General features: G+C 51.7%; 10 protein-coding genes. 3 read left to right on the forward strand and 7 right to left on the reverse strand.

Annotation, left to right across the window (positions count from 1 at the left end):
- Positions 1–244 precede the first annotated feature (244 nt).
- The 3 genes from QSJ34_RS18260 to QSJ34_RS18270 all read right to left on the reverse strand — a co-directional run bounded on the left by QSJ34_RS18260 (position 245) and on the right by QSJ34_RS18270 (position 2,644).
- A complete protein-coding gene (locus QSJ34_RS18260; RefSeq protein ID WP_285578086.1) occupies positions 245–892 on the reverse strand; it encodes a hypothetical protein in 648 nt (215 codons plus the stop codon).
- Positions 893–1,025: 133 nt separating this feature from the next.
- Complete coding sequence (locus tag QSJ34_RS18265) at positions 1,026–1,793, reverse strand: hypothetical protein (protein ID WP_285578089.1); 768 nt, start codon at positions 1,791–1,793, stop codon at positions 1,026–1,028.
- Positions 1,794–1,957: 164 nt separating this feature from the next.
- Positions 1,958–2,644, reverse strand: a complete 687-nt coding sequence (locus QSJ34_RS18270) for a hypothetical protein (protein WP_285578091.1) — start codon at positions 2,642–2,644, stop codon at positions 1,958–1,960.
- A gap of 1,638 nt (positions 2,645–4,282) precedes the next feature.
- Here QSJ34_RS18270 and QSJ34_RS18275 point away from each other — a divergent pair.
- Positions 4,283–4,789, forward strand: coding sequence for a hypothetical protein (locus QSJ34_RS18275; RefSeq protein WP_285578094.1), 507 nt, complete (start codon positions 4,283–4,285; stop codon positions 4,787–4,789).
- 121 nt (positions 4,790–4,910) lie between these two features.
- Here QSJ34_RS18275 and QSJ34_RS18280 read toward each other — a convergent pair whose 3' ends face one another.
- The 4 genes from QSJ34_RS18280 to QSJ34_RS18295 all read right to left on the reverse strand — a co-directional run bounded on the left by QSJ34_RS18280 (position 4,911) and on the right by QSJ34_RS18295 (position 9,602).
- Positions 4,911–5,270, reverse strand: a complete 360-nt coding sequence (locus tag QSJ34_RS18280; protein ID WP_285578096.1) for a nuclear transport factor 2 family protein — start codon at positions 5,268–5,270, stop codon at positions 4,911–4,913.
- 560 nt (positions 5,271–5,830) lie between these two features.
- The gene (locus tag QSJ34_RS18285) at positions 5,831–6,094 is read right to left on the reverse strand and encodes a hypothetical protein (protein ID WP_285578098.1); all 264 of its coding nucleotides are present in this window, start codon (positions 6,092–6,094) and stop codon (positions 5,831–5,833) included.
- 42 nt (positions 6,095–6,136) lie between these two features.
- On the reverse strand, positions 6,137–7,498 hold the full coding sequence (locus QSJ34_RS18290) for an IS5 family transposase (RefSeq protein ID WP_285578100.1): 1,362 nt from the start codon (positions 7,496–7,498) through the stop codon (positions 6,137–6,139).
- Between the two features lie 247 nt (positions 7,499–7,745).
- Positions 7,746–9,602, reverse strand: a complete 1,857-nt coding sequence (locus tag QSJ34_RS18295) for a tRNA wybutosine-synthesizing protein 4 beta-propeller domain-containing protein (RefSeq protein WP_285578102.1) — start codon at positions 9,600–9,602, stop codon at positions 7,746–7,748.
- A gap of 631 nt (positions 9,603–10,233) precedes the next feature.
- On the opposite strand from QSJ34_RS18295, the gene QSJ34_RS18300 reads away from it, so the two are divergent.
- Together QSJ34_RS18300 and QSJ34_RS18305 are read left to right on the forward strand one after the other, a co-directional pair.
- Positions 10,234–11,634, forward strand: a complete 1,401-nt coding sequence (locus QSJ34_RS18300) for a class I SAM-dependent methyltransferase (protein ID WP_285578104.1) — start codon at positions 10,234–10,236, stop codon at positions 11,632–11,634.
- Positions 11,635–11,748: 114 nt separating this feature from the next.
- Positions 11,749–13,308: a sulfatase-like hydrolase/transferase gene (locus QSJ34_RS18305; RefSeq protein ID WP_285578106.1), complete on the forward strand. Its 1,560-nt coding sequence runs from the start codon at positions 11,749–11,751 to the stop codon at positions 13,306–13,308.
- Positions 13,309–13,471 lie beyond the last annotated feature (163 nt).

Raw genomic sequence — 13,471 nt, forward strand, 5'->3', positions numbered from 1 at the left:
GCATTCAATTTTGGCATTGGTCTGAATGTCGTGCCGAGACCATCCGAGATGGACGAAGTAGGTTAATTGAACTTTTGACATTTGGAATTCCGTAGAAATAGTCTGGCTTTGCGCGCCATGGAGGCTGCCTAACGAATGAAGCTAACCGGCCCCGCCTGCACCGAGGCGCTGAACGAAGCCGAGAAAGCAGAATGATGAGAGAGAACGGAAGATAATGCAGGCTGGGTCCGAGTTGAGCGAGGGGTTAGGCCCAAGACAGAGCTTGCATATCTTTGATGTAATCGTCATAAGAATGCCAAGGTAGCAAGGCAACAATATTATGCGCGAAGGTGTGCAGATGTGTGTTAGTCAAATCGAAACATTTGTCTATACCACCACTTGCAAAACCAGAATCAGACCTGATCGCGAGAAACTCGAATACTCGTTGGCCAATGGGATTTAATTTGCCATCAGTTGCGTGGCAGAATTGGTTTCTGCCTGCGTATATAAGCAAGCCGAGCGGAATACCCCGGATTTCTCGACCCATGCAATATTTAACGGGCTTCTGCTTTGGCTTGATGATGTCAGAGAAATCAGAGTGAACCACTGTATTTGAAGAGAAGTCATAGATTGCGTTATACGCTACTTGAAGAATGAACCCACAAGCGAACGATCTTGAGGTTGTCGCCTCAAAATATGCTTTTTGGTTTTGGTGCCACTTGGTAAGCCAGTCCTCATTGGATTTATGCCAGGCAGAGTATTCTGCCTGAAACGATTCCTCATCGGAATGAGATGAAACAAATATAGGCAGCGGGTCTCGATGTAACGGGAAAATAAAATCATCAACATTGGAAAAGCAAGCCCTCACAATTTGCTCGGTTTCCTGAAAATATTTGAGGGCATCAGTGATCATGATGGGCCTAACGAATGAAGCTAAGCGGCACCGCCTGCACCGAGACGATGAACGGAGCCGGGATAGCTGAATGCTGAGAGAGAGCGGAAGGGAATGCAGACGGGGTCCGACTTGAGCGAAAGGTTAGGCCATGTTAATCAGTTGCGAATAATTCCTTTCGATTTTCAGCGACCTTTCGAACAAGCGAACAAAGGGACTCCATGTAGCTCGCTGCCTTCTCAAGGTTCGCCGCCTTAGTGAGCAGTTCCTCTTTGTGTTGTTCTTCATTCTCAATCGTCTTATTCACGCTTGCTTGCAATTGATAATAGTGATCCCAATCAACAGCGTAGCGAACCACATCACCACGGTGCTCCTCGAAGAATTGAGGATCAATCGCGGTTGCGGTGTCTCTTAGAAGAGCGGCCTCGCCGCGAGCCTCGCTCGCGACGGCGTAAAGGTCTCCGACATACAAGTAAGCGAAGGGGCGCCCGCCTTCCTTTAGCGCTGCCACGATGGCTTGATACATACGAATTACCAGCTGATTGTCAGTATTCTTTTCTTCAGTGTAGTTGTAGGCGCGCTTTAGGTTGTCAAAGGCGACTGCGAGCTGGCGCTCCCTTTCTTGAATCTCCGCTGCAGTTCGAAACTGCGCAGAGAGAACTTCCTGGAGGGTCTGGCAGGCGGACAGCAGGGGCTCCCGTAATATCAGGTCGAGTTTTGCTTCCAATTTTGAGGTTTCGTCTGTTAGCTGCTCAATTAATACTTTTACGGCCACACCGAGCGCGGGGCCAGCAATTACCGAAAATGGAGATAGAGCGGTTCCGGCTAGGGTTGCCACAAGAGCTGAATCTGTAACCTTCCCGGCGGTCGCAGCGAGGATTTTCGCTGCCAGCCTAAGCGCGCGATCTGAGGAAGGGCCCATTGTGCACCTCCGGAGGCCTAACGAGTGAGCTAAGCGGCCACGCCTGCACCGAGGCGACGAGCGGAGCCGAGATAGCGAAATGGTGAGAGAGAACGGAAGGCAATGCAGGCGGGGTCCGACTTGAGCGGAGGGTTAGGCCGATGAGCGGCAAGAGTCTATTCTAATCAACTATTTGTGCGTTCACTGTTAGCCAAAACACTCAAATACTTGTTGCTAGGGTACTGAAACATTGGCGTTATTTGGAGTTTGGGTTCTGGAGCTTCGGGTGGAATTGGAATTAGCGATCCGCCGCCACCCTCGGAAGCTGGTAGTTGATAAAAAAGCCATCCAAAGCCTGTTTTTGAATAAAATTTGCCGAGAATTTGAGCGCGTTTATCTTTGATTTTGACCTGAAATACTATATCACCCTTTGAATCTTTTACTTCAAAGGCATTGTTTGAATAATTTCTATCATATGCAAGTATAGGACTTGTTTTCCATTCATTATCAATTATTTCTGCGATTATATCGCCGTTTTTTGCTCTAACTGTTGTCGATAGTAAGATATTATTGTTCACTATTATGATTTTAATTAAGGGTGAATTATCGCTTTTCCATCTAAATAACACACCATCGGGAACTCCATTTGAAATGAAAGACCCGGAATTACCGATTTCCAGCTGAGGATAAATAATTGAATCTGATTTTTTACTTGTAATTGATTCTATTGTTCCAGATCTGGCTTCTGTTTGTTCTTTTTTAATGGCAATAATATGTCCAAAATAGGTATATAAACCCGTCGAAATTGCTGCCAATATGGTTGCAACAATTGAGAATGCCAACAGGGGAGTTCTGAGATTTTCAAGATTCATAATTGGCCTCTTGAGTAGTGTGTGTGCCTTTTTGTCGACGGCCTAACGAACAGGGCTAACCGGCACCGCCTGCACCGAGGCGACGAGCGAAGCCGAGAAAGCAGAGAGATGAGAGAGAACGGAAGGCAATGCAGGCGGGGTCCGAGTTGAGCTAGGGGTTAGGCCCTACCGAGCAGTGCCAAGAGATTTGGCGGTGTGAATTGATGATGATTGTAAGGCTCTCGGCCGTAACTTCGTGAGGAATGGGCCTGAATTGCTGCAGAGTCTTCGCCGACTAGTATTGGCCCTAGACGGTTGATTTCAGCTTGGTGCCAATCGTGAAGTGTATGGCCCATGTCGCGCTGGAACAGTTCTACAAAATCATCTTCAGAGAAGGGCCAACAGATTGCGTAAGGAAAAGATGCATAGGGCTCATGACCAACCACTACCCATAGTTGAGAGCAAGCTGGGCAAGCATCTAAACAGATGAAGTTGCCTCCCAACTCGGTTGAATGAAGTTTCGGTCCCCTTCCCGGAGGCCAAATCTCACGTTCGGGTGCCTGGCAGACCTGGCAGCTCATAGGTGGGCCTAACGAATGAGGCTAACCGGCCCCGCCTGCACCGAGGCGAAGAACGAAGCCGAGGAAGCGGGAAGTTGAGAGAGCGCGGGAGACAAAGCAGGCGGGGTCCGAGTTGAGCTGAGGGTTAGGCGATCTTAACGCGTAAGCCCACTAAATTGAACCAAACAACCGGATTTGGACGTTCGCAAGCTAGGCCCACCACTAGGGGAAGGATGGTGATTGAAAGCTTTGAGCAGACCAATCTCACATTGTTATGGACGAGGCAAGAATACGGAGAGCAGGCTGACTATGCATCGAAGTTCCGATGGCCGAGGGGAGAAACCGTGCCAGCCGAGGATGAAGGGACTGTTCTGCGAACCATTGCTGAGATTTATCCAACTCTCGGGGATTTGAGGTTGGCGAATCCTATCGCAGCGAAAAAATTCTTGGAACATACGAAGAAGCAGTCGCCAAAGTGGCCTATCGAAGGATTGATCGAAGGTTATCTTGATTCGATTCCTTAGAGGTATGGATTGGCGTTGGATCGGTCTTGGTCCGTTCCGTCGAAATGCTTGAGCGTGAAAAACGAGCATGAAGGCCGCGTTCGATTATCAGGCGCCTAACGAATGAAGCTAAGCGGCCGCGCCTGCACCGAGACGATGAACGGAGCCGAGATAGCGAAATGTTGAGAGAGAAGGAAAGGCAATGCAGGCGAGGTCCGACTTGAGCGGAGGGTTAGGTGCAACTGCAACAAGAAAGGCCTATTGCGTAAGACGAAATTTTACTTACATTCTGTTGATTCTTGGAGGCTTTATGGACTTATGTGCAAGTGCAAAAGTGACAATAATTTGCATGGTTGTATTTGCCTTCTCTTGGAGTGCTGATGCGCAAGATCGGGGGACTGCATCGTCTGGCCCGGCTCCAAAAGTGACTAATCCGCGTCCCAAACCACCTGTTCCCCCTAAAGGACCGAGGTACAGGCCACCTAACGAACGGAATGATTATAAAAAAGACAAAAAATTTATGAGGCCGAAGCCGAATAATCAATCTGATTCTAGTCGGTAAAAATTATAATTGAATGCTTCGTGGAGAAGTTATAATGCTTGAATCATTATTAGCTTCTATGAAAGAATTGTTTTTACCAATCATGGTTACGGTTTTATTGCTTGGAAGCTTATTTGTGGTTTTGATTCGATTTAGTATTTCAAAACCTATTGCTGGATCTACTCCTTTTATATTTGCATTTGCTTCCCTCGGCGGAATTACTGGCCTTATAGCCGGTTCGAGCAGAGAAGCTATTGTTGGTGGATTGTTAACGGGATTACTGGGTTTAATTTCTGCATTGCTTTCATATTTGTTTAGCAAGGAATCATTGAAGGAGTGGCGACCTTATATACCATTTGCTATAATTCTATTGGTGATAAATGCGCTTGTCGGTTTAAGCGTTGGAGGTATCTATAAAGAAAAGTGGGAACAATTTGATCGTGATTATATTGAATGGAAACTTGAGTACGAGAAGGTTTATCTTGAGGTATTGAAAGAGGAACGTTTGTCGGAGGTTCGATTGAATAATAAACAAATTTCTAATGTGAGTGGAAATAAATAGGATCGAATCTGTCTCTAAATGCTAAAAAAGCACCTAACGAAAGAAGCTCAGCGGACCAGGCGCTTGCGCCTGGGTCCGTTGCAGCGAGAGGTTAGGCCGAGACGACATATGATCGGGGCCTTTAGGTTGTGGGAATCGGAAGGTTGTGTTGCCGAAGAAAGCTTAACTTGTCCCAGTAGCCACGCTGGAACACGATTTGACCAGCCACGACGTGAAAGAACCCACATCCACGCAGGCCGAGTGGATCACGCCATTCAAGGATTGCCCATTCACCGTCTTCGAAAATGTTCTCGACGATGCAGACCATCTTGGCTGCCTTAAATCCTGCAGTGAACATATCGAAGATTGCAGTACGCCCCTCTACAGGTGATTCCGCAACTTGGTGGTTGATTGCGGTTTCGGCGTAGAAATTGGCCAAAGCTTGCGAATCGGCTTTGTTGAAAGCCTCAACCCAGGCGAAAACGAGTTCACGTGGCGTCATGGTTGGATGCCCTTTGAACGAGGCCTAACGAATGTGGCTAACCGGCCGCGCCTGCACCGGGGCGCTGAGCGAAGCCGAGGAAGTAGGGAGATGAGAGAGAGCGGAAGACAATGCAGGCGGGGTTCGAGTTGAGCTAAGGGTTAGGCATCGAACGGGTGCTGACAGAAGTGGCATACCTTTGCATTCTCTTTCACCTTTTCCGCGCATTGAGGGCAGTTCTTGAGTGTGGGAAGGCAGGCCAAGACAGCGTACGTAATCCAACCACCCAATGGGTGAACGCCGAACCACATCCAAAGGGCAGAGCGATTCCTTTTGTGGGCAATCCGGATACCAAGCCATATGGGGACTACCCAGAAGATGATCACGCCGATGATTGCGCCAACGATGCTCCAGAAGTAATCCATGGTGATCTCCGTGAATTGGGCCGATGGGTTGATGCCTAACGAGTGAGCTAAGCGGCCGCGCCTGCACCGAGACGATGAACGGAGCCGAGGTAGCAAAATGATGAGAGAGAGCAGAAGGCAATGCAGGCGGGGTCCGACTTGAGCGAAAGGTTAGGCTCACGAGACAGGCCTGAGTTGGTTAATAAAGTTTACAAGCGAACCGACGAGGAAAGTGGTCGTTATTAAAAGCTGGAGGCCGATAAGAGCCCAGAAGCTACCGGGATCTTTCTTTCGATTGATGGTGCCCATTTTGGACTCAGCACGACCGTGTTTGATTTGCCAGAACAGCCAGAGCAGATAGGGCACGCAGATGATGTAAGCAAGAAGCAGAATGCCAAAGGCCCGTTGAGGGTCTCTGGAAAGTGCTGTCGCATTGATCATGGGAGCCTAACGAGTCGGGCCTGACAAACCCCAGTTGAGGAATCAGGCAGGCATAGGTGTGGGCTGAGGGAAGGATTGGATGCCAATCTGATCGAGGAAATCCTTGAGAGCGGCACTGGCCCTCCCCGGCAGCAGGTACAAAAGGACCCTGAGACGGGCCGGGATCTTTCTCAGGTTGTGGCCTGCGCCGCAGAGGAGGGCATTGATCGCATCGCCCGCCATGCCCTTGAGGAAGTTCCGACCCAGAAGTCCATCGCTTTTCATGTGGCCGATCTCGGGTTCGATGGCGGCCCTCCTCCGCAGGTGGCGTTTGAGGGTGTAGCCGAGCTTGCGCGTGCCGCTGATGAGGACCCGGCTTCTGCCTGGATCCACGCCGTGTCCCTGGTAGCCCTTGTCCACGAAGGTGGTGTTGGGAACCTTGCCGGTGAGGCGTTCCACCTGGTCGAGTTGTCCCTCCAGCGTGTGTCCATCGAAGGGATTGCCGGGGCAGGTCCGGATGCCCACGCAGAAACCCTCCTTGTGGGTGACTGCTAGGCTCACCTTCACGCCGAATTCATAGGGGCGGTGGGCCTTCCCCTTGCCGATGCACTCCACCTCGGAGGCATGCAGGCTGTAGATCTTGTGCTTCGTCTTCCGCTTCTGGCTCAGGATCAGCTCGGACAGGATCATGGCGCCTTTGTTCCGGTCGAAGGCCGCGTCATCCATCTTGCGCTCGACATCCCGCATGACCCGGCCTGCCATCGTCTTCAGGCTCCGAAGCACCTTCCTGGCCCGCTTGAACGGCTTGGCCTTCATGTACCCGCCGTGCTTGCGGAAGCCCCACTCCATCAGCTTCCGGTAACTCTGGCGAAGGTCCAGATCCTCCTTCTCCGCGATCCGGAGCATGGCCGTGTGCACCTTCCGATACAGCCTCGCATCCGTCGGGTGCTGAATGGCCTTGGGCTGCACCGTGGTATCGACGATCACCTTCTCGAAACTGCGCTCCGTGACGGTCCTGCTTCGCTTCCCTACCTCGATCGTGAGGGCCAGCAGCTTCTCAACACCTGCTTCACCGATCCGCTTTCTCCATCGCGTCATCTGGCTCGGATGGATTGGGAGCTTGTGCTGAAAGAACTCCTCCCCGCAGAAGAACTGCCAGTAGGGGTTCAGCACCCACTGGGCTACCACCTGCTCGTCCGAAAGCCCGAACGTGTGCTTGAGGAAATGGAGCCCAGCCATGAGGCGGATGGGAACCCCTGGACGCCCGTTGTCCGGGCAATACAGGCTGCCGAACTCGGCTTCCAGCCCGCTCCAGTCGATGATCCGGGAAAGCTTGAAAAGCTCCTGCTCAGGATCCAGGACCATCTCCAGGCTCCAGCCGATCATGGGCGGCACCTGGGTTTTCGGCTTTGAAAATGGCTTCATCCGTACACCAGAAATCGCGGGGTCTCCCCTCACTTTCTGGTGTACCAGATAGGCTCAAGGTTCCCTCAAACCCTTGCAAATCTACATCTGGAATTTTGTCAGGGGCGACGGACCTAATGTGGGGGGCACGTCAATCCGTACACCAGAAATCGCGGGGTCTCCCCTCACTTTCTGGTGTACCAGATAGGCTCAAGGTTCCCTCAAACCCTTGCAAATCTACATCTGGAACTTTGTCAGGGGCGACTAATTAGTGCAGGAGGGTGAACGGATCATAGAGCCTTGCCAGCCTTTCAGATTTGGGTGTATTCACACCCCAGAAAGGCAGGATGCCAGACAATCCGCCAGTGTAGAGAACCTTCCCATTCTGGAGCAGTGTGGCTGTGCAGCCCTTATAAACTTCGCTTGCAGAGGAAGTATATGCGAAGGCGTCGAGGGTGGGAAAGTAAAGAGATGTATATGAGCCTTCGTAATCACTGGTACAATTGGTTATACATAAAACAGTGCCGTCTTGAAGTAAGGTCAGGGGACCCACTCCCACAAGAATCCTACTTTTACTTGTTGCGAAGACTCCAGTGGTCGGGTCATACAATTCGGCTCCCCCGCCTCTCACAACAAGCGCCTTACCGTTGGACAACACAGGTGCCGTGATGCCATCCGTCCCCATGCTCATGGGGCCTGTGGGAACAAAGGTTTCCGTGCCTGGGTCATAAAGCTCGGCACTCGCAAGATAGGAAGGGCCGATAGACCCACCCACAACAAGCACCGTACCGTTTGGTAACAAGGTGGCCATGTGATTTAATCGGGCCTCAGTCATGGTTCCCGTCGAAGTGAATTGGCCGGACGATGGGTCGTACAACTCCGCGGTAGCAGTCGCCTGAGTGGCAGAAGTCCTCCCCCCGGTGAGGAGGATTTTCCCGCTTGGGAGTAAGGTCGCCCTGTGGCCAGCCCTTGGCATGGACATGTTCCCGGTGGCCGAAAAAGCGCCTGTGCCCGGATCGTAGAGTTCTGCACTCACGGTTCCTCCATCATTCCCTCCTGCCAGGAGGACCTTGCCGCTGGGAAGTAGGCTTTCCGTGTGGTCATACCTTGCGGTGCCCATGGACCCGGTTGTCGTGAAGGCTCCTGTGGCGGGGTCGTAGATTTCCGCGCTCGAAATGGGACTAGCCTGTCCTGGTACCCCAGTTTCCAAAAGTCCCCCGGTCACGAGGACCATGCCGTTTGGTAAGAGGGTCGCAGTGTGATTGTGTCTACCACTGGCCATGGTTCCCGCATCCGCAATAGATCCCGTGGTTCCGACAGTCACCTTTACCTGTGATTCAACAGAGTCTCCGGCGGAGTTCGTCACCACCAAGGCGAAGGTGGTGGTGTCAGTGAGCGCGCCAGTGTTCACGCCATCCCCCCTGTTGGGAATGGCGCCCAGATTGTGGTCCAGAGTGGCTACGCCATTCTCGAATGCAGCCATGAGTGTTGAGCTCGAACCGGGGGCAATGAGGGAGGGGGTCGCCCAGAAACTGGTGATGTGGGCGGGAGGCACGACGGCGGTGGTGGAGACTGATTTTGTCACCGTTCCCCCCGCCGGATCAGTAACAGTGAGGGTATAGGTCGTGGCCATCGTGGGCATAACCCAGGTGGATTCGCCACTGGTCACGGTACCAATGTTCGGGGTGACAATTCCGGTGCCTCCCGTGAATGACCACCTGAGTGCGGTACCAATCCCAGCGGTAGTTATCGTTTTATCCAAATCGAAAGTGGTAATGACTGGAGTTGGGGCGATTGAAATCAGGAGGGTCTGGGTTGCCGTAGAACCGTTGGCATTGGTAACCGTCAAGATAAAGGTTGTGGTTGCGGATAAATTCCCGGTAGCGACGGGAGTCCCGCTGGTTACGGCGCCCACTCCGTTGCTGATGACCCCGGTTCCACCCGTGAATTCTGCGGTCAACATGACGCTGGCCCCAGCGGAGATGAGGTTCTTGGCGGCAGTGAAGCTGGTGATGACTGGGGGAAGGGCCTGATTGGGAGTTTTACCCCCACCGCAGGCCAAGTGCGTCAGGCTGACGAAAAGCAGAATCGCAAAGAAACCGTAAAGACTACGAACGCGTTTCATGTTCAGATCTCCTCGAGCCCACTCGATTCGCACATGAGTCAACAATCCAACCAATCGATATTTAAAATTTTAGCACAACACCAGGAGAGAGTCCTTGGTCGAACAGGTGCTCATGCCGCAAGAGCTTCTTAGGGATGGGTTATCAAGCAAGTCGGTTTGCCAGGCGGGTTCATGCGGAGGGATTCGTATCGTTGTCCGTGGATACACGGCTTTGAGGGTGCGGATGAAACATTCGCAGAAACCGGTCTGCTTGGGTGTTTGGGGCCTGATGCACATTCTAGGTTGAAGACGACGGTATCCCCGAAGAGGGGTGAAATGCATCCGCACCTCATCAATCTTAAAATGTCATGTATTTTTTTGAGAGCCCTGATTGGTGCACTTTCTCAGATCTTTAATGCATTTGTTGAATTCTGAACTATACTACCGACTGTTGATCACCATGTCCTCTTGGTGCATCCTTATTTCTACCTATAACCCTTGGGATTTTAAAAACGATGTATATTGACCCTGGTTCAGGCTCCATGACCTTTCAGCTGATCATGGCTGGCGTTCTCGGTTATTGCCTTGCCAATTGGCGAAGGTTCCAGGCTTTCATCCGGCGTCTGTTCGGTGGCAAACGGGATTCCTCGTCGTGAGCAAACCCAGTAGTCCGCCGCATGCTCCGGTTTGGAATTCCTTCCGGGATCCAGATGGTTTTGTCACCTCGACAGGTGATGGACCCAACATCGTGAGGCAATTGAATCCATGTGGCATGGAAAAGGCACAGGTGATCAATGCTTTGCCTAGCCTTAAAACCCTCCAGCATCAGGGACGGTGGATCAAGGCTGTGATTGCTCCCCAACACCCTGGCATAGTGCTTCACCCGCGGGTGTTCTTTCCGAGTTATGCGCATGAATGGTGCCACGAAATGTTGCACCGAGCTGCCTTAGTTACTTTGGATGTAAACCTGGCGCTCCTAGACGACGGTTGGGAGCTAAAGGACGCGACTCCATCTAATGTCCTTTTTGAAGGAGTCAGGCCTGTATTCGTTGATCACATGAGTCCAGCACAAAGGACTCCCAGCCAATTGGGGTGGCGTGCCTACGGTCAATTCGTGAGGAACTTCCTCATCCCAATGATGCTCAAACGTTTGCGCCACATTCCTTTGTCCTGGAGTTTCTTGAGCCGCAGGGATGGGGTTCCGCCTGAGGTCGCCCTGCCTCTTTTAGGGATGTGGCATCGGTGGCGCCCGGTCCCCTTCAAACTTATCACGGCGCCAGCAATGCTTGCTCGATGGACCAATCAGGGGCGCCATCCAAATACCGCCTCCAGCATGTCACCTGAAATCTCAATTGAAGTCACGCGAAGTATCATGAAAGGCTTGAAGAAGCTCCTGACAAGTCTGGCCCCAGAAAACGTGAGTCCTAGTTATTGGTTCAACTATCAGGATCTCGGAATCAGTTACTCGGCTGAAGCTATGGATGCGAAGGTCGCTTTCCTCCGTGAAGCGCTGCGTAAATATCGCCCCGTCTCGGTTCTCGATCTGGGCTGCAATACCGGGAAGTTCTCGATCCTGGCTGCGGAGCATGGTGCACGGGTGGTTGCTCTGGATTCCGATCCAGAATGCGTCAATCGCCTGTTCCGTGAATCGGAAGCAAAAGACCTCGATCTTCAGCCTCTGGTTATGGACCTCGGGCGCCCCTCACCCCGCCTGGGGTGGGGTAGCCAGGAATCGAAGAGTCTCCAGGATCGGATTGAGGGTAGCTTTGAGATGACTTTCGCCTTGGCTATTGTTCATCACTTACTGGTCCGGGAGCGAATTCCTCTTGGTGACATTCTCGATTTCATCCTTGGGACGACGACCAGGCAGGCGGTCATAGAATGGGTTCCTCCAACAGACCCTCAATTCCTGAAAATGGCCGGGGAGACCCTTCCTCTTTATAAGGACCTGACCATCGACCAATTCATTCAGGCTCTACCTCCGTCATTCCAAATCCTTGACCGTCTCGACCTCCCTAGATCAGAACGTACTCTTTTGTTGCTAGGTCGCTGAGCCACAGCCTGATTTCATGCTAGAACCTCCAAATGTTGATGTTTAATTCGTCAGATTGAAGCCCAGTGGCCGAATCCACCCACGCCTTTCACCATCAGAGCCTCGAACCTCTCCATGAATCGCACATTTTGGAACAATCTTCTCTTGGGAGTCGCCGCCCTTACGGTTGGACACTTGTGCTTGATTCCAATCTGGGATTTTGCCACTGGAGGCACACCGCGGCTCTACGTCATCGATGATAACAGCGCCCTTCACATTGCCTGGCCCTTGGTTATCACGAGTTGGGGGCTCGGCATCGCCGCATGGAGTTGTCTGAATCGACTATATAAAAAGCCCTTTAGGCTCAATGCCGTGATTTGGCTGGCCTTCTGTTTACTGGCAGTATTTTCAGTGGTCAGGATATTTCTTTTTAGTCAATTCATTCGGAAAATCCCAAGTCTTTCTGTTTCGCTTGTATTCAAGCCCGGTTCCATGGGTTTAGCATTGTTCCTGGTCATCGGTGTTTTTTTGCGTTTGGGGATTCCCCGATTCGCTCGTGGCTCTACAAGGTTGGCCTTGATGCTCTGCCCCATCTTGCCACTCTTGTATGTCAAGATGGTTATGTTCCATGCATCAATTCAGCATACTGCTGCCATCCGAACCAAGAATGATCAGGTTGTGAAGCGCCCTATATGGATTCTGGTCTTCGATGAATTGGATGAACAATCTGTAGAGCAAGGCGTATCGAATGGCCAACTTGCTGAATTCGCTCGCTGGCGTTCCTTCACGCTGTGGTGTAGTAATGCCTATCCGCCATCCGGAGCGACCCTTTACTCCATTCCTGCAATGCTCCGCGGTAAAGAACTCTCGAGTGATTCAACTGGAATTGATTACGAATTCAACCTCCATACCGCTGTACAGGATGGTGTGCGGAAGGGGTGGGACTGGGACGACTCCCTCTATCGAGATATCCAGAAATCCAACGGCACCGTTGCGCTCATTGGGTGGTGTTTCCCTTACGCTCCGTTGTATGGCCATCAAATCCATGATTTGCACTGGGTAACCCAGAAGGTTGGAAGTGCTGGAAAATTGGGTATTAATCGACTCGATTGGGAATGCGTAGATATAGCCCGGGAGGTAATTGGCCCGATTCTGTTTTTCTCCTTGCCTCTCGAGGAAAAATCCCGAAACCATGGTCTGGCACTTAAGGCCATGGAGAGCATGATAGAAAGACAGGCCATTGGTCCCAGGAGAGACCTTGTCTGGGTGCATTTTCCTGTTCCGCATTGGCCTGCCGTTTCAGGTCCCAAAGGTTCCTATTTGGATAATTTATTAGCGGCTGATGCTGCGCTGAAATCGTTTCGCAGCTGTTTAGTCCAGTCCGGCCGGTGGGAAGATGCCATCGTGATTGTGGTGGGGGATCACTGGTTTCGCAGGCCTGCTGACCCCAACGATCCCTTTGTCAGAGGGTCGGAGCGTCGGTGGATCAAGCGGGACCATAGGGTGCCGCTACTGATTAAACTGCAGAATCAAACGACTGGAGTGTCGTGTGATTCTCCTTGTAACACTCTGTTATTGAGATCGCTTGTAAATACTTTCCGACAGGACCGATTGCATTCTTCACAGGACATCATCCAGTGGATCCAGGCGAACGGCATTCACGGTGAATCAGACTCAACAAAAGACATGCCCTAATTGGTCGCCTCTGACAAAGTTCCAGATGTAGATTTGCAAGGGTTTGAGGGAACCTTGAGCCTATCTGGTACACCAGAAAGTGAGGGGAGACCCCGCGATTTCTGGTGTACGGATGAAGCCATTTTCAAAGCCGAAAACCCAGGTGCCGCCCATGATCGGCTGG

Source organism: Geothrix limicola, assembly GCF_030268085.1.
GTDB classification, from domain to species: Bacteria; Acidobacteriota; Holophagae; order Holophagales; family Holophagaceae; genus Geothrix; species Geothrix limicola.